A 25,467-nucleotide genomic window follows, 5' to 3' on the forward strand; every position below is an offset into this window, starting at 1 on the left:
GGACTACCGGGCCGGCGTCGTGGGCTGGGTGGTCGGCTGCTGGTTGGTCGTGGACGGCACCGGGATGCTGACGTTGCCGTTCTGCGGGATGACCATGAACTGGATCTTGCCCGATTCGATCGCGGTCTTCAGCAGGTAGCCCTGTGCCCCGAGCATCGCGACCTGCTGCTTGACCGACTGCAACTCGACGTTCACCTGCTGGTTCTTCTGCTCCTGCGTGGCCTTGGCGAGCTCGGCGCGCTGCTTGGCCTCCAGTCCGTCGATGATGCCCTTGTCCAGCGGCATCGGCTTCTGGACCGTGAAGGACAGCTCACCGCAGTCGTTGCTGCCGTTGTAGCCCGGGCCGCAGAAGTAGTCGCCGCCGACGGCGGCCGGCAGCAGCCGGGTGAACTCCTTGGCCGCCGCGGACTGGAACGCCGACTTCATCTTCTCGTTGTTGTAGAGCTCCGCCCAGCCGTAGTTGGTCGCGACCGCGGACAGGGCCCGGTCGATCTGCGGGCGGAAGTAGCTCTGCAGCATGTCGTTCCAGCCGCTCTCCTCGTACGCCTCGGTCTTCAGACCGATGCGCTCGTGGAACGACTTCAGCACGTCCTTGTTGCGGTTCAGCGTGAAGTACACCTGGACGCGGACGCCGAGCCGGACGTTGTCCTTGCTGACCACGGTGACCTCGTCGGCCGCGTCCGTGTCGGCGCCGTCGCCGCCGATGATGTACGAGCGCTGGTCGATCGGGTACGTGTACAGCGTGTCACCCGGGCCGATCAGCTTGTTCGTCGAGCCCGGCGGGACCACCGACTTGAACTTCTTGTCCTCGATCACGCCGCCGCCGTAGTGCAGACCGATCCGGTTCGCGTCGGTGTTGGCGAAGTTGAAGATATTGAACAGGATGATGATCACGAGCACGATCAGGACCAGCACCCCGATCACCTTCGCCTTGCCGCTGCCCCCGTTGGGCTTGATCGCCGACGCGGCGTTCCCCAGCTTTACCATCAGTCGCCTAGCTCCTTGCGTTCCACCAGTCGCCGGACGTCGGCGAGGGTCAGGTCGGCGGTGACCGCGACGTCCCGCGGTACCGACGGATGCGAGCTGAGCGTACGTAGACCCTGCTCCGCAGCCGCGACTGCCCGCTCCAGTGCTCTGACCTCCTGCATCAGCGCCCGATGTTCGGCGTTCAGCGTGGCCAGTGCCTGCTCCGCGCTCACGGCCCGGCGGTACGAGGACCACGCGAACCAGGCGGCGCCGATCAACAACACGATCGCCGGCAGTCCGAGTCTGATCATGCCGTCGATTGTGGTTCATCCCAGGGCGAAATTCTGTTGAAGGGCGAACCGGCTGGCAGTAAGTTCGCAGTACACGCGAAGGGAGGTGGTCCAACGCATGAATTGCTATCGGACTCGTGAGGTGGCGGCGGGCTAACCGCCAACCACAATTAAGTGGGCAAGTGGTCGGCCGAAACCAACGCCAGCCACCGGGCCTGCGGGCAGTCAGGTAGTCCGCCTGACCCTGAGTTCGGCCACCCGGCCGTGTCTCTGGAAGCGCCCGCAGGCTTCTTCTTGTAAAGGGCACAGCTATTCTGGGGCCGGGCAGTCCAGGCCGAGTGCCTGGCCGATCTCGTAGAGCTGCGCCTCGAAGTAGGCCGCGGCGTCAGGCAGCACCCAGTGCAACTGGCCGAAGATCTCCATGCAGATCAGGCCGTAGAGCCGGGTCCAGTAGGTGAGCGACAGGTAGATCGCGCCGGCCGGCATCCCGCCGAAGTGCTCCGACTCCTGGGTGAGCTGGGCGACCAACTCGGACCCGAGCACCTCGTCGGGCGGGTAGGGGAACGGCTTCCAGTGCCAGATCTGGGCCACCAGTTCCTTGAACACCGACCCGAAGCGCATCGCCGCCTGGTGGCCGGGGGTCTGCTCGTGGTCGTCCGCGTCCGGACTCGGGACCGCCGTACCGAACAGCAACGCGAACTCGGCCGGGTGCGCCAGCCCCCAGTCCCGGAGGCCGTTGGCGAGCAGGTACAACCGGGCGCCGAGATCCACCTCCTCGTCGGTGGACTGCAGGTCCATCAGCGCCGCGGTCAGTTCGTCGTACAGGTCGGCGATCAGGGCGCCGATCAGCGCCTCATGGCTCGGGAAGTACCGGTACAGCGCCGGTGGTGTGAGGCCGAGCTCGCGCGCGACGGCCCGCAGGCCGACTGCCGCCGTACCACCGGAGACCAGCAGCCGGCGGGCGGCCGCCTTGATCTCCGCCAGCGTCGCCGCTCGCCGCCGGTCTCGGCTGTCCACCTTCAAAACTCTCCTTGACATCGACAGGGGGCAGACGCCTACAGTGAACACTGTTAACTGTTAACGGTGTTCACTCAACGTCCTGTCGTTCAATCTACGCCCTGGGAGAGAGTTTCGTGTTCGAGACGCTCGGCCGTTTCGCCTACCGGCGGCGCCGTCTGGTGCTCGCTCTGACCGGTGTCTTCGTCGCCCTCGGCCTCGCCTGGGGCACCGGCGTGTTCGGCTCGCTGGCGAACGGCGGCTTCGACGCGCCGGACACCGAGGCCGCGAACGCCGTCAAGACCATCGAGCAGAACGTCGGCCGCACCGGGACCGACGTGATCGTGCTCTACCGCAACCCGTCCGGGACCGTGGCCGATCCGGCGTTCCGGCAGTCGGTCGAGCGCGATCTCGCCGAGCTGCCGACCGCCGACGTGACCGCGGTGTCGACCTACTGGAGCACCAAGTCCCCGGTGTTCGTGTCCAAGGACCAGCACAGCACGTACGCCGTCCTCACGCTGGCCGGCGCGACGCCGGAGGACCGGCTGGACACGTTCCACAAGATCGCCTCGCAGGTCCGCTCGGGACCGGCCGGTCTGGACACGAAGGTCGGCGGCGAGGTCGCGGTCTTCGACGAGGTGAACACCCAGACCGAGCACGACATCGTGAAGGCCGAGACGATCTCGACGCCGATCGTCCTGGTGCTGCTGGTGGTCGTGTTCGGCGGTCTGGTCGCCGCGTCGCTGCCGCTGTTCGTCGGTGCGCTCGCGATCCTCGGCTCGTTCGTGCTGCTGCGCGGTCTGTCGGCGATCACCGACGTGTCGATCTTCTCGATCAACATCGTCACGATGATCGGCCTCGGACTCGCCATCGACTACGCGCTGTTCATCGTCACCCGGTTCCGCGAAGAACTTGCGCGCGGCAACGACGTCGAGACGGCGCTGACCACGACGATGGCGACGGCCGGCCGGACGGTGGCGTTCTCCGGGGTGACGGTCGGGGTGGCGATCAGCAGCCTGGTCCTGTTCCCGGTGATGTTCCTGAAGTCGATGGCGTACGGCGGGGCCGCCGCGGTGGCGATCGCGATGGTCGCAGCCCTGACCGCGTTGCCGGCGTTGCTCGCGGTCCTCGGGCACCGGGTGAACAACCTGCGGATCTTCAAGGCCCGCAAGGCTTCCAGCGACCACGGCGCCTGGTACCGCCTGGCGCACAGCGTGATGCGACGCCCGGTGCGGTACGTCGTCGTGCTCGTCCCGGTGCTGCTCGTGCTCGGGATTCCCTTCCTGAGCGCGCAACTCGGCGGGGTCGACCATCGGTCGTTGCCGTCCGGTGCCACGTCGCGAACGGTGACCGAAACGCTGCAGCGGGACTTCCCGGGAGCCGGCGGGTCGGACATCTACGCGGCGGTTCGGTTCGACTCCGCTCCGAGCGATCCGGCTGCGGCGTTGGCGCCGTACATCGCCGGGTTGAAGCAGGTGCGGGACGTGGAGAACGTGCGGCTCGGTGGATACTCGGACGGCGTCGCGTCGGTCGTCGTGCACACTCGCTTTACCGGGCAGGAGTTGCCGGCGCGGGACGTCGTGCACGGGCTACGGGCGGTGCCGGCACCGTCGGGGACCGACGTACAGGTCGGTGGTGAGACGGCGGCGGTGATCGACCTGCTCGACGTGCTGAAGGAGCGGGCGCCGTACATGGCCGGATTCATCGTGGTGGTGACGTTCCTGCTGCTGTTCGTTGCCTTCGGCTCGTTCGTGCTGCCGGCGAAGGCGCTGCTGATGAACGTCTTGTCGTTGTCCGCGGCGTTCGGCGCGATGGTGTGGATCTTCCAGGACGGGCATCTGTCCGGGTTCCTCGACTTCACACCGGCCGGGTTCCTCGACGCGACCAACCCGGTGCTGCTGTTCGCCGTACTGTTCGGGCTGTCGATGGACTACGAGGTGTTCCTGCTCAGCCGGATCCGGGAGGAGTACGACAAGACCGGCGACAACACCCAGGCGGTCGCGCTCGGGCTGCAGCGGACCGGCGGCATCATCACCAGCGCGGCGCTGCTGCTGATCATCGTGGTGGCGGCCTTCTCCACATCCGGCATCGTGTTCGTGAAGATGATCGGCGTCGGGCTGGTGATCGCGATCGCGCTGGACGCGACGATCGTGCGGGCGTTGCTGGTGCCGGCGACGATGCGGCTACTGGGACGGGCGAACTGGTGGGCGCCGGCGCCGCTGGCGCGCTGGTGGAAGTCGCACGGCTTCCGGGAAGAGCCTCAGGGCTGGAGCCGCGACAGCTCCCAGTCGCCGCCGGAGCTGGTCCGGCGGTAGGCCAGGCGGTCGTGTAGACGGCCGGTGCGGCCCTGCCAGAACTCGAACGCCTCCGGGGCCACCAGATAGCCGCCCCAGAAGTACGGCGTGGAGATCTCGGTGCCCTCCGGCCACTGCCGCTCGTACGACTCGTACTGCAGGTCGAGCTCCTCGCGGGACTCCACCGGCTGGCTCTGCTGGGACGCCCACGCCCCCAGCTGTGACCCGCGCGGGCGACTGGCGAAGTACTCGTCGACCTCGTCGCCGGGCAGCTTGGTCACACTGCCTTCGATGCGCACCTGCCGCTCCATCGCATGCCACGGGAACACAAGGGCGCAGTGCGGGTTCGCCGCCAGGTCGTCGGCCTTGCGGGACTGCTGGTTGGTGTAGAAGACGAACCCGCGCTCGTCCACACGCTTCAGCAGTACGGTCCGCGCTGACGGGCGACCCTCCTGGTCGGCGGTCGCGAGCACCATGGCGTTGGGTTCGGCCAGGCCGACTTCCCGGGCCTGCTCCAGCCAGGTCTGGAACTGCACGACCGGGTCAGGAGCCACCTGGCTCTCCAGCAACTCACCGAGCCCGTAGGTACGCCGCATCTCCGCAAGGTCCACGCTTCGAGCCTACTTACGTCCGAACTTGCTCCGCCGATAGGCCCGCCACAACTTGGTACGCCCGATCGCGCGGACGACCGGACCGCGGCGTCTTTTGGCGGTTGGTGGCTCAGGGACTGGTTGCTGTTGGGCTTTGGGGGTCGGAGTGCTGGGTAGGTGGCGGTTGACCTCGTCGAGGTGCTGATCGAAGGTGGCTCGCCAGAGGGCCTGACGGAGCGTGGCCTCACCTGCGGCCGAGCTGGCGCCGGCCACGGAGGCGGCCCACAGGGTATCGAGAGACTCGAACCCTTCGACGTCTTTGAGGAGCTGCTCGATCAGGTCGCGGTCGGCGGCGTCAGCGAGACAGCGGACCTTCGGCGGGCTCCTGCGTGTGCTGACCGTCGGACTGGGTTTGAAGAACGGTACGTCGGCCCAGGCGGGCACCAGCCGCCGGACGAGCTCGCGGTGCAGGGCGTTGTCGACGCGTTGCGCGGGGTCGAGCGCGAAGGCCGACCGGACGAACGTGGGGATCAGGAGGGGCGAGACGACGCCGGTGCGCTCCCCCGTCGTACCCCAGCGGCGGAGGCGTTCGACGACGTAGAAGTAGTCGAGCATGGTCGCGTTCTCGATGCCGCCGTGGACGGCGGTCCGCAGTACGCGCTCGACCTGCTCGGCGACGGCGGCGCGGGCTTCGTCCGTGGGTCCTGCTGCCGCGACCAGACGGGTCTGGAGGTAGTTGCTGAAGGCCTTCAGCTTGCTCGGCAGCGGTAGCGCGTCGAGTTGGAGCACGTCGCGTGGGTAGAAGTGGCCGTGCGCCACCTCGCCGCCGGCGCCACCGATCGCAAGGTGGGCGACACCCGCGAGCGTTGCGGGAGGCGTGTGGAAGAGGTAGCTGGCCGGGCGCAAGCCCTCGCCGTACCGATGCCAGCGCAGCGCTCGGTTGACCATCTCCAGAGGCTGCGGCTTGGCGATCGGCTTGACAGCGACTGGCCCACCTGGGGTCTTCCGACTCACCACGTGTTCGACCGGTTGCTGCAGCAGTTGCACCAGCGACTCTGCGACCTCCAGCTCGCCAGGAACCGCGTCGTAGCTGTTGAGCCTCAGATCGACGCCTGCGGCCAGGAACGCACCTGCGACGACCCGTGAGTCGCGGCCGCCGCTCAGGTCGACAGTCGGTTGTCCCGGCCACAGGCGGCCGACCGAACGCGCTACGTCCTGCAGTGCGGCAGCTGTCTCCTCTGCGGTGTCCGCACTGTCCGTAGACCACACACTGGTCGTCTCGATGCGGCTGACGGTCCGCTGCTGACGGTAGCCATCGGCAACGATATGCGTCGCGCCGGGCACAGTCAGCACCCCGTCGTACGGCGTGCTGTCGTCCATGAACCAGCCACAGGCCGCGGCGAATCTCCAGCCACGCGGCGCGGCGACAGCTTCTTGGCCCGCGAACAGTAAGGCCGCGGCCGGCCGATTCGTCCATACCCAGCCGTCCGGTAACCGCAGCTGGAACAGCCGTCCGACACCGATCGAGTCGGTGAACAGGTCCAGGCGTTCCTCGCTCGGGTCCAGGACCGCCATCGTGAACGGTGGCGCCAGTTCGAGGAAGCTCGCCGGAGTACGCCGTACTGCCTTGGCCAACTGGGCTGGGGCGTCGTGCGGCTGGACGTCGCCGATCACGCGTTGGTAGCCGAGCGGGGCATGCACGCTGGCCACGCGGACATCGCCGTTGTCGTGCCACGACGGCCAGAGACACGTGCCGTCGTGGCGATCCCACATGTGCAGTCCGACCGTGAGGCCGTCGTACCCCTGGTGTTTGGCCTCGTGCTTCCACAGGTCGCCGTAGTACGCCTCCACTCGGGCACGACCAGCGGCGGCCCTCGCGGCACTCTCGTGCGCGAACGTGTAGGCGATCAGCGTTTCCATGCAGAGCCTGATGCAGGCTCCGCTGGGAAAGTTATTGCTGCTGGCCCGGGTACTGCGGCGGCCGGCCGGGCTGCGGCTGGTCCTGCGGCTGGCTGTGTGGCTGGGCGTGTGGCTGGTTGTGTGGCTGCTGCGGCTGGTACGGCTGCTGGCCCGGGTAGCCGCCGTACTGCTGGGTCTGCTGCGGGTACGTCGACTGGTAGCCGCTGCTGTTCTGCGACAGCCCAGGTGGCGTCGGAAGCTTGGCCAGCTTGGACTCCTGGCTCCAGCGCCGGATACCGACCAGCAACAGCGGTATGCCCAACAAGACGATGGACCCGTCGTAGAGCAGCAACGACGAGCCGACACGCGACCCCGGGAACTCGAAGAGCTTCATCAGGTCGATCGTCTGCCGCAGCGGCAGGAGCATCGCGGCCAGACCGGTCACGGTGAGCAGCAACCCGGCCCCGGTCGTCACACCGGCGCCGATGGCCGGCGCGATCATCAGCAGGCCGAGCACGACCGCGATCGCGACCAGCAGCGCGAGCCAGGGCAGCGAATCGCCGAGGTCGTTGCGGAACAGTTGCAGGCGCCGCATCAACCGGGGCGTCGCGTAGGACGAGGTACCCACGGCGACGTAGGTGGCGATGACGCCGATCACGAGCCCGAGGGCGGGGAGGGGCTTTGTCATGAACCGAGACTAGACCTCTGTGCGGTCCACCCCCGGAACCTCCGAACCGGTCACAAAGCTGTCCGCACGTCGGCGCGGAGAACTATGCTTCCTGAGCGCCCAGGCGCGGGCTCTCCTGGTGGGCCTGCGTCCTGACACGAGGACGAGGGAGTGGCATGTCTGATCCGAGGACCGAGGTGCAGCACGGGCTGGAGGGCGTGGTCGCGTTCGATACGCAGATCGCCGAGCCGGACAAGGAAGGTTCGGCACTCCGCTACCGCGGTGTGGACATCGAGGACCTGGTCGGCCGAGTGCCGTTCGAGAACGTCTGGGGCCTGCTCGTCGACGGCGCGTTCACGCCGGGTCTGCCGCCCGCCGAGCCGTTCCCGCTGCCTGTGCACACCGGCGACGTGCGGGTCGACGTACAGTCCGCGCTGGCGATGCTCGCACCCGCCTGGGGTCTGCGGCCGCTGTACGACATCGACGACGTGCAGGCGCGTGAGGATCTGTCCCGGGCGGCGGTGATGGCGCTGTCGTACGTCGCGCAGGCGGCGCGCGGGATCGGGCAGCCGATGGTGCCGCAACGCGAGGTGGACAAGGCGACCACGATCACCGAGCGGTTCATGATCCGCTGGCGCGGCGAGCCGGACCCGAAGCACGTGCGGGCGGTCGACGCCTACTGGACGTCCGCGGCCGAGCACGGCATGAACGCGTCGACGTTCACCGCGCGGGTGATCGCATCGACCGGGGCGGATGTCGCCGCGGCGCTGTCCGGTGCGGTCGGTGCGATGTCCGGGCCATTGCACGGCGGCGCGCCGGCGCGGGTCCTGACCATGCTCGAGGGCGTCGAGCGCAGCGGTGACGCGCGCGCGTACGTGAAGGGTCTGCTGGACGCGGGCGAGCGGCTGATGGGCTTCGGGCACCGCGTGTACCGGGCCGAGGACCCGCGCGCTCGAGTACTTCGTCGTACGGCGCGCGAACTGGCTGCCCCGCGGTACGAGGTAGCCGAGGCGCTGGAGCAGGCTGCCCTGGCGGAGCTGCGCGAGCGGCGTCCGGACCGGGTGCTGGAGACGAACGTGGAGTTCTGGGCAGCGATCGTCCTCGACTTCGCGGAGGTGCCGCCGCCGATGTTCACGTCGATGTTCACCTGCGCCCGGACCGCCGGCTGGAGCGCCCACGTCCTGGAACAGAAACGCACCGGCCGCCTGATCCGCCCGTCGGCGATCTACTCCGGTCCGGCGTCCCGCCCAGCCGACTCCATCGAAGGCTGGAACCCCAACTGGGCTTAGCGATCCTGGCTCGGGGTTCGGCCGGTTCGTTGTTTGTACTGGCGGCTGAAGTACGGGACGTCCGTGTAGCCGAGGGCGGCGGCCGTTTCGGTGACGGTCATGCCGCTCTCGGTGAGCAGCTGGTGTGCGCGGTCGATCCGCGCCTGGATCAGGTACTGCGCGGGTGACATCCCGAACTGCGCGACGAAGCGGCGTGTGAACTGGGCGCGACTGAGCGACGCGCGGCGCGCCATCTCCGCGACAGTCCAGTCCCGGCCCGGGTCCTGCCGGAGCTGTCTGGCGATGTCATCGACCGCGGTGTCGGTGACGCTCCGGCCCGGGTGGTGGACGGCGTCCCAGATCAGCGCGACCAGTTGCTCGAGGCACAGTTCGGCCTGATGCCGGCCGAGGGCGTCGCCGCGGCGGTACGACGCGTCGCTGGTCCGCGCGAGAACGCCGAGCAGCTCGCGATCGAGCACCTCGCCCCAGCGCGGATCCGGCGCGGCCGTCGTGGTGGTTTCGAAGTGCATGCCGAACACCAGGAGCCGGCGGTGCGGGTCGTGGGTGGCTCGTGGGGCGTCGCCGGGTTGGAAGACCGCGCAGACGCCGGGGCGCAGTTCCTGGCGGCTCCCATCGAGTTCGAGGGCGCCGCGACCGTCGACGACGCACCAGAGCAGGTGATCCCGCAGCACAGGCGAGGTCCACGACCAGCTGGGTTCGCAGCGCCAGAAGGTCGGGGCGGACATCCGCTCGAGCTGGAGTCGGTGCAACAAAAGTTCAAGTCCTCGCGTGAATCGTCCGTGGTCCGGTGCAGTGTGTCCGCAGGAAAATGGGGTTCACCGGAAGACTAGGGCAGATTCGCGGGAGCCGTGCATGAGCGTTTCATCCAATGTTGTCGACGTACACCAGGAAGAGTTCGAGCGCACCGGGTACACGTTGGTGCGGGGGCTGTTCTCCACGGACGAGGCCGAGCGGCTGCGGGACCACTACATGGACCTACGGCGCCGCGGTCCGCAGGCGCACGACTTCGCGGGGCACACGTCGACCGACCGGGACCCGCTCAAGCGGTACCCGCGGATGGCGCAGATGCACCGATCGGACGACACATCGCTGCAGTGGTTGATCGACCCGCGCATCGATCAGGTGATGACCGCGCTGCTCGGCAGGTCGCCGTACGCGGTCCAGACGATGCTCTACTTCAAGCCGCCGGGCTCCCGTGGGCAGGCGCTGCACCAGGACAACTTCTACCTGAAGGCCGATCCGGGGACGTGCGTCGCGGCGTGGATGGCGCTCGACCGCGTCGACGAGGCGAACGGGTGCCTCGAGGTCGTGCCCGGGTCCCACCGCTGGCCGATCCTGTGCACGGAGAAGGCCGACACCACCGTCAGCTTCACCGATGTCACGGTCCCGCTCCCCTCGACCGGCGCCGCCGTACCCGTGGAGATGGAACCGGGTGACGTGTTGTTCTTCCACGGCGCACTGGTCCACGGCAGCAACCCGAACGTCACGACCGACCGCTTCCGGCGGGCGCTCATCGGTCACTACATCGAGGGCGACGCGGAGCGGGTCGCGCAGTACTACCACCCGGCGCTGCGGATGGACGGCACCGAACTGGGGCTCGAGGTAGCCGAAGGCGGCGGCGCCTGCGGCGAGTGGACCGAAACTCCCGACGGCCCGGTAGCCCTCCTCACCGGCACCGAGCGAACCACCCGCAAACACGAGTAGCGCTTCTTTGTGCACCGGATCCGTGCGGCGGGAGGCTCGGCATACGGATCCGGTGCACAAAGTGGACCCCGGGTGGTTGGTTGGGCGGGGTGTGCGAGGATGGATTGCGCTGACAGCGTCGTCGGCCTTCTTGTTGCAGACGACGAAGGGGACCGCTGGTGACCAGCGAAATCAAGATTCCTGAAGAGCTCAAGCCCGCCGACGGCCGCTTCGGGGCCGGGCCGTCGAAGGTTCGCCCGGAAGCCGTCGCCGCGCTGGCGACCGCGGGCGCGAAGCTGCTCGGCACCTCCCACCGGCAGGCGCCGGTGAAGAACCTGGTGAAGCGGGTTCAGGAAGGCGTCACCGAGCTCTTCCAGCTGCCCGACGGGTACCAGGTGGTGCTCGGCAACGGCGGCTCGACCGCGTTCTGGGACGTGGCGACGTTCGGGCTGATCCGGGAGAAGAGCCAGCACCTGAGCTTCGGTGAGTTCTCCTCGAAGTTCGCGAAGGCTTCGCAGTTGGCGCCGCACCTCGGCGACCCGTCGATCGTGAAGGCCGAGCCCGGCAGCCGCTCGGTCGCGGTGGCGGAGGCCGGCGTCGACCTGTACGCGTGGCCGCACAACGAGACCTCCACCGGCGTGATGGCGCCGGTCAAGCGGGTCGAGGGCGCCGACGAGGGTGCGCTGGTCGCGATCGACGCCACCTCGGGCGCGGCCGGCCTGCCGGTCGACCTCAACGAGGCCGACGTCTACTACTTCGCGCCGCAGAAGGGCTTCGCCTCCGACGGCGGCCTGTGGATCGCGCTGATGAGCCCGGCCGCGCTCGCGCGGGTCGAGGAGATCGCCGCGTCCGGCCGGTGGATCCCGGCGTTCCTGGACCTGGCGACGGCGGTCGACAACTCCAGCAAGAACCAGACGTACAACACGCCGTCGCTCGCCACGCTGTTCCTGATGGCGGAGCAGACCGACTGGATCAACAACCAGGGCGGGCTGGAGTGGAGCGTCGCCCGTACGACGGACTCCAGCAACCGCCTGTACACGTGGGCCGAGAAGTCCGACTACGCCACGCCGTACGTCACCGACCCCGACGCCCGCTCGCTCGTCGTCGGCACCATCGACCTCGACGACTCGATCGACGCCACCGCGGTCGCCAAGACCCTCCGCGCCAACGGCATCGTCGACACCGAGCCCTACCGCAAACTCGGCCGCAACCAACTCCGCGTAGCCATGTTCCCCGCGGTAGACCCCGATGACGTAGAAAAACTCACCCAGTCCATCGACTACGTAGTCGAAAACCTCAAGTAACCCCCACCCCACAGCCGCCGTCCCCACCCGGGGCCGGCGGCTGTCCCCTTCCCCCACCCCAGCTCATCCCACCCAACCCCCACCAACCCAGTCCCCCCGGCACCTGCACCGCCCGCACCACCGCCCGCACCACCGCCCGCACCACCGCCCGCACCACCGCCCGCACCACCGCCCGCACCACCGCCCGCACCACCGCCCGCACCACCGCCCGCACCACCGCCCGCACCACCGCCCGCACCACCGCCCGCACCACCGCCCGCACCACCGCCCGCACCACCGCCCGCACCACCGCCCGCACCACCGCCCGCACCACCGCCCGCACCACCGCCCGCACCACCGCCCGCACCACCGCCCGCACCACCGCCCGCACCACCGCCCGCACCACCGCCCGCACCACCGCCCGCACCACCGCCCGGCCGCGACCGAGCGCGACGAGGGCCCCCGCACACGAGGGGATATCCGACGGTGTTGTGCCTTCTCTGTTGGTATGCGAGGGGAGAACCCACAACACCAGGGGATATCCGCCTCTCCTGCCGGACGTGTGGGTGTCGCGTTTCCCGCTGGCGGCTTATGTGTCCGATAGGGGGATGCAGGAGGCCAGTGGCGACATAACCCGCCAGTGGTGGGCTGGCATGAGGCTGCCGCACCGGGTGGTCGGCTGGATGATCGGGCCCTGCGGCCGTGGGTGATGTGCACGCTCGACAGGTAGAGCACCGGCGAGACGGTGTACACGCGGACGCGTTCACGCTCAGGTGCACTACCCTGCCGCCCGACACATCCTGTCGAGCTGCAGATCACAGCAAGCCCGGCAGCGCCCTGGAACCGGTCGATACCCGCAGCCGGGCAGCCCTCCGATGACGGGTTGGCCCTTGGCATACCCACCCACAACCCGCTGCCGGCGGATCTTCAGCACTCACCAACCGCGCCTGTTGGCCGGTTCGCTCCGTCGGCTGAGCGTGAGCCACGCGTCTGCCAGGCCGTTGCTGAGTGGTGGCGATCCGCTCAACGCCTGCAGGACCCGGGGTGGGGTCAGGAGTGTTGGCGGCGGTGGGGGGTGGGTGGGGACTGGCCTGTCAGGCGGGCGTTTTCGGCTTGGCGGTCTTGGCGTTCGCGGCGGCCGGGGGGGAAGGTGACGACGGTGATGATGAGGGCGAAGAGGGCGGCGCCGATGATGATCCAGCGGAGGTTGTGGCTCTTGCCGGAGTCGGAGTTGTTGCTGTCGGTCGTGGTCGCCGGCTTGGGGGTGGCGCTGGCGGAGGGGGGCGTGGAGGCGGCGGCCTTGGCGGGCACCTGGACCTGGTAGACACCCGAGTTCGCGCCCTCGCTGCCGACCAGGACGGTTCCGTCGGTGGGACCGACCGCGACGGTCTCCCCCTGGCCCAGCGGCGCAGCGCCGCGGGCGATGGCGTTGGGGGTCTCGCCCCAGCCGACCGTCGTCACGTCGGCGTACGTGCGCAGCACGACCCGTTGACCGTCCGGCAGGAACGTCCCGTCGGTGATCACCCCGGACGGCGCCGCGGCGAGCTTGGTCAGGTCGTTGGTGCCCTCACGGGACGGCGCCGGCGGCGCGGCGTAGATCGCACCGGTGCCCTTGAGTGCCTTCGTCACGATGTAGAGCTGGCTGGTGCCCGGCTCGATCAGCAGGGTCTCGGCGTCGTGCGCGCCGTCCGGGTACTTGAAGTCGTACCGGTGGTACTTGACGTTCGATTCGTCCTCGAGCGTTGCCGGCTCCGGGATCGTGTAGATCTCGATCTGGTCCCGGTTCTCTTTGTTGTCGCCGATGTCCGCGATGTAGATCGTGCCGTCCCGGTCCACCCCGAGTGCCTCGACGTCGGTGACCTTCGCACCGAAGCGCAGGACGGCTTTCACCTTGCCGGTGGCGTCCAGCGCGAACACCCGCCCGGTGTCGCCGGAGTCGTTCACGGTCCAGTAGATCCCCGAGTGCTTGACGCTCTTCGCCAGCCCGGACGACTCCTGGATCCGTTCGTCCCGGATCGTGAACAGCTTCTTCGGCGCCGGCGTTGTCGGCCCCGCCTCCGAACCAGCCGAGCCCGCCGAACTTGCCGTGCTCGCCGCGGCCGTCGACGCGGGCAGCGCCACACCCGCCAGCGTGCACAGCGTCGCCCCCAGCAGAGCGAGCGCGGTCCGGACCTGTCTCACGAAACCACCTCGGTGACCGGAGTTTGCTCGGGCGGCGGGAGGAGGAGTTGGGCCAGCCGCGGCGTCACCTGCCATTCGATGACCATCGACCGGTACTCGGCCTGCAGGTCCGCGGTCGGCTTGGCGCCGGTCCGCGCAGCGCGGAGCAACAGATTGCGCGGCGTGTGCTGACTGTCCACGAACTGCACGACCTCCACCCGGTAACCGACCTGTCGGAGCACCGCTGCCCGCAAGGAGTCCGTCAGGACGTCGGCGAACCGCTCACGAACGATGCCATATCTAGTCATCAGCGCATAAGGCGCCGGTGGTGTGACGCTCTTCAGCTGCTTTTGGATGTCGTGATGACAACATGGGGCCGCGAGCACCAGTGAGGCCTCCCAGCCGACGGCCCGCGCGAGCGCGTCGTCGGTCGCGGTGTCGCAGGCGTGCAGCGCCAGGACAACGTCCGGCCGGATGTCCAGCTCCGCGCCCTGGATGGTCGCGTCCAGGAACCGCAGGTGCTCCTGCCAGCCGAGCGCCTCGACCACTCGGGTGTTCCGCTTCCGCGCCGCCGGGTTGTGGTCGATACCGGTCATCCGGACGTCGTGACCGGCAGCGGTGAGCAGGTGGTACGCCGCCAGCGTGAGGTACGCGTTCCCGCAGCCGAGGTCGACCACCTGCAGCGGGCGACCAGCCGCGATCCGCCCCGCCGAAACCGCGTCGTCGAGCGCCGGCGCGAGCAGCTTGCAGAACTCCTCGATCTGCTTGTACTTCGCCTGCCGGGACGGCTTCACCCGGCCCTGGTGGTCGCTGATCCCGAGCTCGATCAGGAACGGCGCCGCCGGATCGAGCACCCGGTGCTTCACCCGGTCGTGGCCGGTCTCCTGCTCCCGGTGGTCCTCCTGCCGGTGCAGCAGCTCCTTGCCCTTCTTGGTGTAGCGCAGTCGCAGCGTCTCGCTCGTCGTCTCGACGTGCCAGGACCCGTACGGCAGGTCGAGGAGCTCGTCGACCGCCTTCTCCAGGTCCGCACCCGCCACGTTCCGCGTGTGCGCCTGGCGCTCGTCGAACTCGGCGATCTGCAGGTGCCGCTCGCCCTTCAGGTCGACGTACCGCAACTCCGCCCGAAGGTACGGCGGCGGCTCCAGGCCACGCCGCCGGCCCGAGGCCAGACCGCGCACCAAACCACTCTGATCGAGCAGGGCAGCACGGATCACCGCCCGCGCTCCGGACTCCTCCGGCAACGCTGACTCGTCCGACCGCGCCTCTGACTGCACCGCGCCATTGTCCCCGACCCGTCGGGTCGATCACAAAAGGGTCTCGTCCACCCACCGTCGCAACCGATGAACTCGCCGCAGTCACCCCCTGCCGGCTCATGGGAGTTGCTGGTCGTCGGCGAGCAGCCCCAGCCCTCTGAGGCGGGTGATGATCCCGCCTTCCTGGCGGCCCAGGGCTTCGACGAGCTGCTCCAGGGTCGCGCTGTTGTTGTACATGTCGATCAGGGTGTGCTCGTCGTCGGGACTCCACTGGCGGAACGCGTTCGGGTGGGTCTTCCGGGCGCGCTTGATCTTGTGGGTCATCGAGCGCGGGTTCAGCGGCTCGAGCGACCGGATCCGGGCCTGCCGGTGGCGGCCGACCTCCTCGCCTTCCCGCCAGAACACCACTGCCCCTTCGTCGAACGTCATCAGGTCGGCCGGCACGTCGCAGTAGTCGGCGTCCTCGAGCATCACGCGCATCATCGCTGGTTCTCTCCGTTTCCTCGGTGGATGCGTGGTCGACAGAGAAGATGCCGCGATCCCGCAGCCCCCGGCGCACCGATTCGCAACCTGTGGACAACCAAACCGCACACTTTCTTTGCAAAACTACTTTGCAAAGAGTCTTTGCAGTCCTATGCTCAGACTCATGAGCGACGAGAACCACAGCGTGGAGCCCGCACGGACGGTCCAGCTGGACCGCCACCTCGTGCGCGCCCTCGCGCATCCGATGCGGAACCGGATCCTGGGCCTCCTCCGGGTCTACGGCCCGCAGACCGCCACGACCCTGGCCGGACGGCTCGGCGTGAACACCGGCGCGACCAGCTACCACCTCCGCCAGCTCGCGGACGCCGGTCTGGTGGTCGAGGACGACAGCCGCGGCAACGCCCGCGACCGCTGGTGGAAGGCGGCGCACCAGGGCACCGAGTTCAACGCGGCCGAGCTGCTGGACCAGGAGCCCGAGCTGGCCCTGGGCTTCCTGCACGGTGTCGGCCAGACGTACGCCCAGAACATCTTCGGCTTCATCGACGCGATGCAGACGATGCCCGACGACTGGCGCGACGCCAGCCTGCTGTCGGACTACATCTTCCACCTCCGGGCCGACCAACTGGACACGATGATGCGCGAGGTCATGGCGGTCCTGGAGAAGTACAAGACGCCGGACCTGACCGCTCCGCTCCCGGAAGGCGCCGAGCAGGTCACCGTCCAGATCCAGGCGTTCCCACGCGAGACGCGCTAGCGGCGTACAACGTGAGGCGAACAGTGAGCAGCAAGGGCAATCGGGCGCCGTTGGCGGCGTTCCTCGTGGCGAACGTGGTGTCGATCTGCGGGACCCGGGTGAGCGCGATCGCGATCCCGTGGTTCGTCCTGATCACCACAGGGTCCCCGGTCAAGACCGGCCTGGTGGCGCTGGCAGAGATGGCGCCCCTGGTCGTGGTGAAAGCAATCGGCGGCCCACTGATCGACAAGGTCGGAGCACGCCGGATCAGCATCGTGGCAGACACCGCCAGTACGGCGGTGGTCGCACTGATCCCTCTCCTGCACGAGCTGGGCTTCCTGCACTTCCCGACCCTGCTGGTGCTGGTCGCGATCGCCGGCGCGCTCCGTGGACCAGGCGACGCCGCCAAGTCGACGCTGATCCCGGACATTGCCCGGGTGGCCCGGGTCCCCCTGGAGCGAGTGACAGGCCTGGAGAGTACGACGGAACGCCTGGCGGGCTTCTTCGCGTTCGCGCTCGCCGGCGGTCTCATCACCCTGGTCGGAGCAGTCAACGCGCTCTGGATCGACGCGGTGTCGTTCGGCATCTGCGCCGTACTGATCGCCCGCTGGATTCCCAAGGACACAACGCCCGCACCAAAGGAGGAGGAGCACGGCTACGGCCGCCGGCTGCTGGAAGGCTGGACCTTCCTGCGCACCGACAAGCTCCTCCTGCCGCTGGTCGTCATGATCGCGGTGACCAACCTGCTCGACGCCGCGACCAGCACGGTACTGCTGCCCGTCTGGATCAAGGACCACGGCTACGGCCCGGGCCACACCAGCCTGATCCTCACGTCGTTCGGAGTGACGGCGACGCTGTTCGCCTTGCTGGCGTCGGCCATCGGTGACCGCATCCCCCGCAAGCTCGTCTTCACGGTCGCGTTCCTGATCGCCGGAGCACCGCGCTTCGTCGCGATGGCCACTGATGCGCCGCTCTGGACCCTGATGGCGGTGTACGCCGTGGGCGGCATCGGAGCCGGCTTCATCAACCCCGTGCTCGGCGCGATCCAGCTCGAACGGATCCCCAGCCACCTCCGCGGACGGGTCAACTCACTGTCGAACGCCGTCTGCTGGACCGGCGTACCGCTTGGTGGTCTCGTAGCCGGTGGGGCCGTCGCCGCCATAGGCCTGGCACCTGCGCTGCTCGCAGGTGGCGCGATCTACCTGATCGCGACCATGTCACCGGTGTTGATCGGACGGCACGAGCGCTGGAGAGCTACACCGGATCCGACGGATCCTCCGGAAACGGCGGCAGATCCAGATCGGGTGGCAGTCGGAGTGTCTTAGCCTTCGTGGCGCTGTCCAGCTCGCGCCGCATCCGCTCACGCTCCGCTCGCAGCAGCCCGAGCATCACCAGGTCCAGCAGCATCCCACCGGCGGCCGCGAACTGCGTGGCGGCGAACTGGAAGACCTGTGTCATCAGCAACGACACCAGCACCGCCAGCTCGAACAGCCGGACCGCCCTGGCCCGATTGCGCTTCCGAAACGCCAGAGCGCCGCGCACCGTGAACGTTGCCGACAACAAGCTCCCCGCCGTCACACCGAGCACCGGAAGGTGGTTGAGGCCCTCACCCAGCACAGCGGCGATGACGAGCGCGGCAACGAACTGGACCGCCAGTGCGGCGACAGCGATCGGCGGTGCCTTCGGGTGGGTGGCGAGCCGCTCGAACCCGCGCTGCAACGCCTGCCAGGCCGCGTCCACCGGAGCGGCCAGCTCGACCTCGTCAGGCGGACACGCGGCGAGCAACTCGGAGGTCTCCCGCCGCCCCTCGATCTGCCGGGGTACGGCGCGCAGCAGCTCCGCCGCCTCGGCACGGCGCCGCCGGGACAGACCGCCCGCGACTCCTTCGACCGTGTGGTCGATGACGTTCGCCAGCTCTTCTCGCGGGTCGATCGGCCGCCGCGTGGCCAGGAAGCGGAACCCGAGCACGATCAGCACGAAGACGACGTACACGATCGCTGCTGTCGGCTTGTAGAAGTAGTTGTTGTCCGAGGTGACGAACTTGCCCACCTCGTCGATGAACAGCCCGAACCCGATCCCGCCGACCGTCGCCGCGGCCGGCCGCACCACGGGCCCGACGTACCCGAGCAACAGAGAGATCGCGATCAGCATCAGCAGCCCGCCGGGCAGCACGTGGGCGATGTGCAGGCCCTTGCCGCCGATCTGCGGGTACCCGCTCAGGCTGAGGAACAGCCGGGTGATCAGCACCGTCGCGACCCCGGACACCACGAACGTGGTCAGGTGCTCCCCCGACCGCACGTTGCGGACCAGTCCGGCCCGCATCAGGTACGACGAACGCTCACCGGTGGCGGGGGTGCTCATGGGGCCACAGGTTAGCGTCAGCGCAGGAGCGCCGCGACCACGACGATGGCGACCAGGGCGGCCAGTACGAGCGAGGTCACCAGTCGGCGCGTGCGGGGGTCCACGAGGTCAGGGTAGGGGGAAGTTCCCAGTGAGTGCGCCATCGGGGTCGACCCGCTGCTTGATCTCCCGCAGTGTTACCAGTCCGCCTGAGCTCGTCGAACGTGGGAGGCCTTTCCTGCGATAGCGCCAGAAATCCTCCACTGATGTGCCCCGAGTCAGCGGAGGTTGATCAGGGGTTCGGGGCGGTGTACGCCGCGGGGGCGGTAGCCGAGGGCGTCGGAGATGCCGAGGTAGTCGGACAGCAGCCAGATGATGGACAGCCACATCTCGGTGCCTTGCAGGCCCGGGATCGCGCGGTCGTCGGTTCCGTCCGGAGCGAACGCGAAGCCGGCGCCGTCGACCCAGCGGGACAGGATCGCGCGCAGCTGCGCCTCGGCCCAGCGACGCCCCTCCTGCTCGCCGTACGTCGTCTGCTTGCGGGCGAGCCAGAGCGGGTGGATGACGTCGAGAATGTTGCACGCGTTGTAGTTGTCGCCGGTGAACATACGGCGGTCGTTGCTATGGGCAAGAACCGTCGCAACGGCCTGCTCCGGGTACGGCAGCGGAAGACCGAACTGTGCATAGGTACCGCGAGTGAGGCGGTAGAAACCGTTGACGACCTGCAGCAGTCCGTCATCAGGATGCGTCGAACCCCAGGTCCCGGACGCCGGGTCGGCCCGGGTGAGCAGCCATCCCATCAGCGGTTCGAGGGCGCCAGATTCCTTGTGATCGTGGAGGTTTCGGGCGAGCGCCGTACCGAGAGCGTCGATGCCGGAGCCGGCCGACCAGGCTCTCCTTGCCCACGGCAAGTTGTCGAGATCGTCGAGGGTGAACTCGGTGGTGATCGGGTGCTCGAAGCCGCTGCCGAGGACCTGGAGGGCGTAGCCGACGCACAGGACGTGGTAGCTCGCGGGCCCTTCCAGGACTGAGAGTTCGGCGTCCGACGGCTTGCCGAGACCGTCGTCGGAGAGGTCTCCGGGTGATACCAGTCCGGTGGCCGGATCCTGGCGCGCGCGGAGCCGCCGGACGAGATCGTCACGGGTGTGGCCGGCCGGCGTCCGGCGTACCAGCAGGTCCGCGATCTCGATGGCGTCGCACCAGGGGCGGATCTGCGGTTCACTGTCGATCCCGGGACGGTCGACGAAGCGGGAGCCGTCCCAGCAGCGCGCGAGTACGTCGTCGGTCTGCTCGCGAGCCTTCGCGGCGAATGATTTCAGCAAGGTCGGTAGATCACCTGACATGGATGCTCCTGTCCGCGAGCGGAGGATTCGGGCGGGGTTGCCGGCCGCGATCGAGTCGGCCGGGATGTCCTTGGTAACGACCGCTCCGGCGCCGATGATGGTGTGCGGGCCGACTGTGACGCCGTCGAGGATCGTCACGTTGGAGCCGATCCAGACGTCGTCACCGATCGTGATGCCGACGGCGGTGTGCCGCTGCTTGAAGATCGGCTCGCCAGGCGCCGTGCCGTGGTTGAAGGCGAGCAGTGACGTGTGCGCGCCGATCCGGACGCCGTCGCCGATCGTCACCACACCACGCACCGCGGCGAACGGGTTGATGGTCGAATCGGAGCCGAGCGCGATCCGGCCGGTGACGTAGGCGTGCGCGGCGATGTACGAACGGTCCCCCATCCGGAGCTCGTCGCAGTACACCGCGGCCGACTCCGCGACGTACACGTCCGGGGCGAGCTCGACCGACCCGCCGAGCCGGGCCTGTCGTTCGGCCTGCCGGTCACGCTCGGCCTCGGAGGCCTTCCGGGCGTACTCCCAGGGCAGGAAATCCAGTCGCAACGGCTCGTTCGGCACCATGGGAAAACGCTATCCAATTCCCGGGACACAGACCACCCCTGAAAGGCCGCTGCTAACCTCCCGTCTGACATGAACACTTTTCCGTCTGTCGAGGGGCGGTCGGGCGATGACGACGAGCGGACCCGTGACAGACGGCGACGACGGCAGTGACGGCGACGGTACGGCGGGCAGCACCCGCCGGACCCACCGCGTCACGATCAGCGACCTGGCGCGTCGTTTGCACATCTCGAAGGCGTCCGTCTCGTACGCACTGAACGGCCGCGCCGGGGTCAGCGACGAGACGCGGCAGCGGGTACTCGACCTGGCCGAGGAGCTGGGCTTCCACCCGAACTCCGCCGCGGTTGCACTGTCTGCGAGCCGCACCCGGACGATCGGGATCGTGATCGCCAGGGACCCCGCGCTGATCTCGACCGAAGCGTTCTACATGCGCACGCTGGTCGGCATCGAGCAGTACCTGAACGAGGTCGACTCGTCGCTGCTGCTCCGGCTCACGGGCGAGCACGGCGAGGATCTCGACGTACTGCGGAGATGGTCGCGGCAGGGGCGCGTGGACGGGTTCATCCTGTTCGACGAGCACGACGACGACCCGCGGATCCCGGTTCTGAAGGAGCTCGGGGTGCCGTGTGTGGTGGTGAGCTCGAACGCCCCGGACGACGCGGTCGGGCGGCTGATCAGCTCGCCGGACGAGACCGTTGCGCTGCTGCTCGACCACCTGGCCGGGCTCGGGCACACGAACGTCGCGCACATCAGCGGGCCGTTCACGTTCATCCACGAACGGCTCCGGGTCCAGACGCTGCAGGAGCACGCCGCGCGGCACGGGATCACGGTGCGGCACATCGAGGGCAGCTACCGGTACGACGACGGTGCGGAACTCACGCGCCGACTCCTGACCGGCCCCCATCCGCCGACCGCGATCGTGCTCGGGAACGACCTGATGGCGGTCGCGGCGCTGCGGGTCGCGATGGATCTCGGTACGGCGGTGCCCGGCGAGGTCTCGATCGTCGCCTGGGACGACTCGCCGCTGTGCGAACTCGCGCGGCCCGGCATCACCGCGGTCGACCAGAAGACCATGGAACGCGGCCGCGCCGCCGCCGACCTGCTGCTGCGGATCGTCACCGGCGACCACACCCTCCACGAGGAGGCCCCGGCCGGCGAGCTCCGGCACCGCGAATCCTCAGGTCCCGCCCACGCCTGACCACAGTTTGAAGACTGTGTGAAATCGGGCTCTCGCAGAGAGTGTTGGATTGCGCTTGCCGCGCACCGGGTGAAGATTGACCGGGTCACGAGGTCGTAACGAACACGCCTCTACTGAACCGGTTAGGGTTACGGAACTTAACCGGTTAGGCCAGTATGGGGCCGATCCGCCTCCGCAGGTCCTGCGGGGGCTCGAGACGGGACGAGGGAGTCCGACGTGAGACTGCGTTCGCTTGTAGCCGCGGTTGCGGCGACCGCCATGGGAATCAGCCTCGCCGCCTGTGGTGGCGGCGACAAGGACGATTCCTCCGGCGGCAGCACCGGTGACCAGACGCTGACCTACTGGGCCAGCAACCAGGGCACCAGCCTCGACAACGATAAGGAGGTCCTGACCCCGGTCCTGCAGAAGTTCACCCAGGAGACCGGGATCAAGGTGAACCTCGAGGTGATCGGCTGGAACGACCTGCAGACCCGGATCCAGACCGCGATCACCTCGGGGCAGGCGCCGGACGTGGTCAACATCGGCAACACCTGGGCGGCCTCGCTGCAGGCCACCGACGCGTTCCTGCCGTTCGACGGCGACGCGATGACCGCGATCGGGGGCAAGGACAAGTTCGTGCCGACGGCTCTGGCGACCGGCGGCAAGGAAGGCACCGACCCGACCTCGGTCCCGCTCTACGGTCTGGCCTACGGCCTGTACTACAACAAGGCGATGTTCGCCGCGGCCGGCCTGCAGCCGCCGAAGACCTGGGAAGAGATGGTCGCCGCGGCCAAGAAGCTCACCAACCCGGCGAAGAACCAGTGGGGTATGGCGCTGGCGGCCGGCAGCTACACCGAGAACGTGCACTTCGCGTTCATCAACGCCGCGCAGAACAAGGCCGACTGGTTCAACAGCGACGGCAAGCCGACCTTCACCGGTGACGGCAACGTGCAGGGAGTGCTGCGGTACCTCGACCTGATGCAGAAGGACAAGGTCGCGAACCCGTCGAACGCGCAGTACGACAACGGCACCAAGTCGGTGAACGACTTCGCCACCAAGAAGGTCGCGATGGTCATCAACCAGAACAACGCCGACTCCTCGATCGTTGCCAACGGCATGAAGGCCGGCGAGTACGGCGTCGTACCGTTCCCGTCTCCGGCCGGAGGCGAGCAGGTGGCCAGCCACGTGGCGGGCATCAACCTGTCGGTCTTCAAGAACACCAAGCACAAGGACGCGGCGCTGAAGTTCGTGAAGTACATGACCGACGCGGAGACCCAGACCACCCTGGGCAAGCCGTTCTCGTCGCTGCCCGTGCTGAAGGACGCCAAGCCGGTCTTCACCACCGACGCGACCGAGGCGGCCACCTTCCAGGACGTCTACAACACCAAGTCCAAGCCGCTGCCGCTGGTGCCGGCCGAGGACCAGTTCGAGAGCACTGTCGGCAAGGCGATGAACGCGATGTTCGCCAAGATCGCGACCGGCGGGACGGTGACCGCCGACGATGTGAAGGCGGCGCTGAAGACCGCCGAGGAGCAGGTAGCCGCCAGTAGCTGACGTACGGGCGTTCGCGTCCGAAGAACCGGCCTCCGGCTCTTCGGACGCGACGTACGTGTCAGCCGATCCGAGAGACAGGAGGGCGACCACCCGGATGTCCGTCGCAACCGAAACCACCGCTCCGGCACCGGCGAAACCACGGCGCCGGCTCGAGCACCGGCCCGGCCTGAACCGATGGCTGCCGTACGCGCTGCTGGCCCCGGCAGTGTTGCTGGAACTGTTCATCCACATCATCCCGATGCTGGTCGGGATCTGGATGAGCTTCGTCAAACTGACCAAGTTCTTCATCGCGAACTGGTCCGCCGCGCCCGGCGCCGGACTCGGCAACTACAAGGTCGCGCTCGACTTCAACAACGCGGTCGGGCAGGGGCTGCTGAAGTCCTTCGGCGTCACGATCGTCTTCTCGCTCGTCACGGTCGCCTTCTCGTGGGTGCTGGGGATGGCCGCCGCGGTCGCCCTGCAGCCGGAGTTCCGCGGCCGGGGCATCGTCCGCACCTTGTTCCTGGTGCCGTACGCGCTCCCGGCGTACGCCGGGATCCTGACCTGGAACTTCATGCTCCAGCGCGACACCGGCGCGGTGAACCACGTGCTGAACCAGCTGCACCTGACCGACGGGAAACCGTTCTGGCTGATCGGCAGCAATGCGCTGATCTCGCTGATCACGGTGGCCGGCTGGAAGCTGTGGACGTTCGCGTTCCTCACCCTGATGGCCGGTATGCAGAGCATCCCGCGAGACCTCTACGAGGCCGCGTCGGTGGACGGCGCCGGCAACATCCGGCAGTGGCGCAACATCACGCTTCCCTCGCTGCGGCCGGTGAACCTGGTGCTCGTGCTCGTGCTGTTCCTTTGGACGTTCAGCGACTTCAACACGCCGTACGTGCTGTTCGGTACGGCGCAGCCGCCGGCCGGTGACCTGATCACGTTCCACATCTACAACGCGTCGTTCCTGACCTGGAACTTCGGTACCGGGGCGGCGATGTCCGTGCTGCTGCTGATCTTCCTGATGATCGTCACCGGCGCGTATCTGCTCGTCACCGGAAGGAGGTCGCGCCGTGCGTGAGACCAGAGGCTTCAAGATCTACCGCGGTGTCACCCTCACGGTGCTCGGGCTCTTCGTGATGGTCCCGCTGTACGTGATGATCACGTCTTCGCTGAAGCCGTTGAAGGACGTGCAGGGCGCGTTCACCTGGTGGCCGTCGAACCTGACGCTGACGCCGTTCGTGGACATGTGGAAGACGGTGCCGTTGGCGAAGTACTTCGTGAACTCGACGATCGTGTCGGTGGCGGCGACGGTGTTCTCGGTGGCGATCGCGATCCTGGCCGCGTTCGCGGTGTCGCGGTTCAAGTTCCGTGGGCGGACGGTATTCACCACCACGGTGCTGTCGACGCAGATGTTCCCGGGTGTGCTGTTCCTGCTGCCGTTGTTCCTGATCTTCGTGAACGTCAACAACTCGTTCGGGCTGCAACTGGTCGGGACGCGGCTCGGGTTGATCATCACGTACCTGACGTTCAGCCTGCCGTTCTCGATCTGGATGCTGGCCGGGTACTTCGACAGCATCCCGCGCGAGCTGGACGAGGCCGCGCTGGTCGACGGCTGCGGTCCGATGGGCGCACTCTGGCGGGTCGTCCTGCCCGCGGCGCGACCCGGTGTGATCGCGGTCGCGATCTACTCGTTCATGACCGCCTGGGGCGAGGTCCTGTTCGCGTCGGTCATGACGACGGAAGCCAACCGCACCCTGTCCGTAGGCCTACGCCAGTACTCCACCCAAACCAACATCTACTGGAACCAGATCATGGCCGCCGCCCTGGTCGTCAGCGTCCCCGTAGTCATCGGCTTCCTCCTCGCCCAACGCCACTTCGTGGCGGGCGTAACCGCCGGCGCGGTGAAGTAGGCGGACCTGCAGCA

At 68.2% G+C, this 25,467-nt stretch carries 24 protein-coding genes; 10 read left to right on the forward strand and 14 right to left on the reverse strand.

Annotated elements, in window-relative coordinates:
• Positions 1 to 3: 3 nt before the first annotated feature.
• The 3 genes from OHB24_RS04365 to OHB24_RS04375 form a co-directional block, all read right to left on the reverse strand.
• Complete coding sequence (locus OHB24_RS04365; protein ID WP_327637640.1) at positions 4 to 987, reverse strand: SPFH domain-containing protein; 984 nt, start codon at positions 985 to 987, stop codon at positions 4 to 6.
• Positions 987 to 1,277: a hypothetical protein gene (locus tag OHB24_RS04370; protein WP_327637641.1), complete on the reverse strand. Its 291-nt coding sequence runs from the start codon at positions 1,275 to 1,277 to the stop codon at positions 987 to 989. Before OHB24_RS04370 ends, OHB24_RS04365 begins: the two co-directional genes overlap by 1 nt.
• Before the next feature lie 288 nt (positions 1,278 to 1,565).
• On the reverse strand, positions 1,566 to 2,273 hold the full coding sequence (locus tag OHB24_RS04375; protein WP_327637642.1) for a TetR/AcrR family transcriptional regulator: 708 nt from the start codon (positions 2,271 to 2,273) through the stop codon (positions 1,566 to 1,568).
• A gap of 116 nt (positions 2,274 to 2,389) precedes the next feature.
• Between OHB24_RS04375 and OHB24_RS04380 the strand changes: the two genes are divergently transcribed.
• Positions 2,390 to 4,567: an MMPL family transporter gene (locus tag OHB24_RS04380; protein WP_327637643.1), complete on the forward strand. Its 2,178-nt coding sequence runs from the start codon at positions 2,390 to 2,392 to the stop codon at positions 4,565 to 4,567.
• On the opposite strand, the gene pdxH is transcribed toward OHB24_RS04380, so the two are convergent.
• From pdxH to OHB24_RS04395, 3 genes are read right to left on the reverse strand one after another with little or no spacing between them, the layout of a single operon-like run.
• Positions 4,513 to 5,157 carry a pyridoxamine 5'-phosphate oxidase gene (pdxH, locus tag OHB24_RS04385; protein ID WP_327637644.1) on the reverse strand — a complete coding sequence of 215 codons (645 nt, stop codon included), beginning with the start codon at positions 5,155 to 5,157 and terminating at the stop codon, positions 4,513 to 4,515. The genes OHB24_RS04380 and pdxH overlap by 55 nt on opposite strands.
• 9 nt (positions 5,158 to 5,166) lie before the next feature.
• The gene (locus tag OHB24_RS04390) at positions 5,167 to 7,056 is read right to left on the reverse strand and encodes a hypothetical protein (protein WP_327637645.1); all 1,890 of its coding nucleotides are present in this window, start codon (positions 7,054 to 7,056) and stop codon (positions 5,167 to 5,169) included.
• Between the two features lie 31 nt (positions 7,057 to 7,087).
• The gene (locus OHB24_RS04395; protein ID WP_327637646.1) at positions 7,088 to 7,723 is read right to left on the reverse strand and encodes a hypothetical protein; all 636 of its coding nucleotides are present in this window, start codon (positions 7,721 to 7,723) and stop codon (positions 7,088 to 7,090) included.
• A gap of 155 nt (positions 7,724 to 7,878) precedes the next feature.
• Here OHB24_RS04395 and OHB24_RS04400 point away from each other — a divergent pair, with 155 nt between their 5' ends.
• Complete coding sequence (locus OHB24_RS04400; protein WP_327637647.1) at positions 7,879 to 8,991, forward strand: citrate synthase 2; 1,113 nt, start codon at positions 7,879 to 7,881, stop codon at positions 8,989 to 8,991.
• On the opposite strand, the gene OHB24_RS04405 is transcribed toward OHB24_RS04400, so the two are convergent.
• Positions 8,988 to 9,716, reverse strand: coding sequence for an AraC family transcriptional regulator (locus OHB24_RS04405; protein ID WP_327637648.1), 729 nt, complete (start codon positions 9,714 to 9,716; stop codon positions 8,988 to 8,990). The genes OHB24_RS04400 and OHB24_RS04405 overlap by 4 nt on opposite strands.
• A gap of 127 nt (positions 9,717 to 9,843) precedes the next feature.
• Here OHB24_RS04405 and OHB24_RS04410 point away from each other — a divergent pair, with 127 nt between their 5' ends.
• Positions 9,844 to 10,695, forward strand: a complete 852-nt coding sequence (locus OHB24_RS04410; RefSeq protein WP_327637649.1) for a phytanoyl-CoA dioxygenase family protein — start codon at positions 9,844 to 9,846, stop codon at positions 10,693 to 10,695.
• Positions 10,696 to 10,853: 158 nt separating this feature from the next.
• Positions 10,854 to 11,978 (forward strand): phosphoserine transaminase, encoded by a 1,125-nt coding sequence (serC, locus tag OHB24_RS04415; protein WP_442913949.1) that lies wholly within the window; start codon positions 10,854 to 10,856, stop codon positions 11,976 to 11,978.
• On the opposite strand, the gene OHB24_RS04420 is transcribed toward serC, so the two are convergent.
• The 4 genes from OHB24_RS04420 to OHB24_RS04435 all read right to left on the reverse strand — a co-directional run bounded on the left by OHB24_RS04420 (position 11,971) and on the right by OHB24_RS04435 (position 15,853).
• Positions 11,971 to 12,375 carry a hypothetical protein gene (locus OHB24_RS04420; RefSeq protein WP_327637650.1) on the reverse strand — a complete coding sequence of 135 codons (405 nt, stop codon included), beginning with the start codon at positions 12,373 to 12,375 and terminating at the stop codon, positions 11,971 to 11,973. The genes serC and OHB24_RS04420 overlap by 8 nt on opposite strands.
• Before the next feature lie 632 nt (positions 12,376 to 13,007).
• Positions 13,008 to 14,138: a hypothetical protein gene (locus tag OHB24_RS04425; protein WP_327637651.1), complete on the reverse strand. Its 1,131-nt coding sequence runs from the start codon at positions 14,136 to 14,138 to the stop codon at positions 13,008 to 13,010.
• Positions 14,135 to 15,391: a class I SAM-dependent methyltransferase gene (locus OHB24_RS04430; RefSeq protein WP_327637652.1), complete on the reverse strand. Its 1,257-nt coding sequence runs from the start codon at positions 15,389 to 15,391 to the stop codon at positions 14,135 to 14,137. The genes OHB24_RS04425 and OHB24_RS04430 overlap by 4 nt, the downstream gene beginning before the upstream one ends.
• Positions 15,392 to 15,487: 96 nt before the next feature.
• Complete coding sequence (locus OHB24_RS04435) at positions 15,488 to 15,853, reverse strand: hypothetical protein (protein ID WP_327637653.1); 366 nt, start codon at positions 15,851 to 15,853, stop codon at positions 15,488 to 15,490.
• Positions 15,854 to 16,016: 163 nt separating this feature from the next.
• On the opposite strand from OHB24_RS04435, the gene OHB24_RS04440 reads away from it, so the two are divergent.
• Positions 16,017 to 16,607: a helix-turn-helix domain-containing protein gene (locus OHB24_RS04440; RefSeq protein ID WP_327637654.1), complete on the forward strand. Its 591-nt coding sequence runs from the start codon at positions 16,017 to 16,019 to the stop codon at positions 16,605 to 16,607.
• A gap of 11 nt (positions 16,608 to 16,618) precedes the next feature.
• Positions 16,619 to 17,911 carry an MFS transporter gene (locus tag OHB24_RS04445; protein ID WP_327637655.1) on the forward strand — a complete coding sequence of 431 codons (1,293 nt, stop codon included), beginning with the start codon at positions 16,619 to 16,621 and terminating at the stop codon, positions 17,909 to 17,911.
• On the opposite strand, the gene OHB24_RS04450 is transcribed toward OHB24_RS04445, so the two are convergent.
• From OHB24_RS04450 to OHB24_RS04460, 3 genes are all read right to left on the reverse strand, one after another.
• Complete coding sequence (locus OHB24_RS04450; protein ID WP_327637656.1) at positions 17,841 to 18,947, reverse strand: hypothetical protein; 1,107 nt, start codon at positions 18,945 to 18,947, stop codon at positions 17,841 to 17,843. The two genes, OHB24_RS04445 and OHB24_RS04450, sit on opposite strands and share 71 nt — an antisense overlap.
• A 17-nt stretch (positions 18,948 to 18,964) precedes the next feature.
• Positions 18,965 to 19,090: a hypothetical protein gene (locus OHB24_RS04455; protein WP_327637657.1), complete on the reverse strand. Its 126-nt coding sequence runs from the start codon at positions 19,088 to 19,090 to the stop codon at positions 18,965 to 18,967.
• A gap of 114 nt (positions 19,091 to 19,204) precedes the next feature.
• Positions 19,205 to 20,833 carry an acyltransferase gene (locus OHB24_RS04460; RefSeq protein WP_327637658.1) on the reverse strand — a complete coding sequence of 543 codons (1,629 nt, stop codon included), beginning with the start codon at positions 20,831 to 20,833 and terminating at the stop codon, positions 19,205 to 19,207.
• A 124-nt stretch (positions 20,834 to 20,957) separates the two neighbouring features.
• Between OHB24_RS04460 and OHB24_RS04465 the strand changes: the two genes are divergently transcribed.
• From OHB24_RS04465 to OHB24_RS04480, 4 genes are all read left to right on the forward strand, one after another.
• Positions 20,958 to 22,028 (forward strand): LacI family DNA-binding transcriptional regulator, encoded by a 1,071-nt coding sequence (locus OHB24_RS04465; protein WP_327637659.1) that lies wholly within the window; start codon positions 20,958 to 20,960, stop codon positions 22,026 to 22,028.
• Positions 22,029 to 22,244: 216 nt separating this feature from the next.
• On the forward strand, positions 22,245 to 23,561 hold the full coding sequence (locus OHB24_RS04470) for an ABC transporter substrate-binding protein (protein WP_327637660.1): 1,317 nt from the start codon (positions 22,245 to 22,247) through the stop codon (positions 23,559 to 23,561).
• 94 nt (positions 23,562 to 23,655) lie between these two features.
• On the forward strand, positions 23,656 to 24,621 hold the full coding sequence (locus tag OHB24_RS04475) for a carbohydrate ABC transporter permease (protein ID WP_327637661.1): 966 nt from the start codon (positions 23,656 to 23,658) through the stop codon (positions 24,619 to 24,621).
• The gene (locus OHB24_RS04480; RefSeq protein WP_327637662.1) at positions 24,614 to 25,453 is read left to right on the forward strand and encodes a carbohydrate ABC transporter permease; all 840 of its coding nucleotides are present in this window, start codon (positions 24,614 to 24,616) and stop codon (positions 25,451 to 25,453) included. The genes OHB24_RS04475 and OHB24_RS04480 overlap by 8 nt, the downstream gene beginning before the upstream one ends.
• Positions 25,454 to 25,467: the final 14 nt, after the last annotated feature.

Origin of the sequence: Kribbella sp. NBC_00482, assembly GCF_036013725.1 — a bacterium.
Classification (GTDB): Bacteria; Actinomycetota; Actinomycetes; order Propionibacteriales; family Kribbellaceae; genus Kribbella.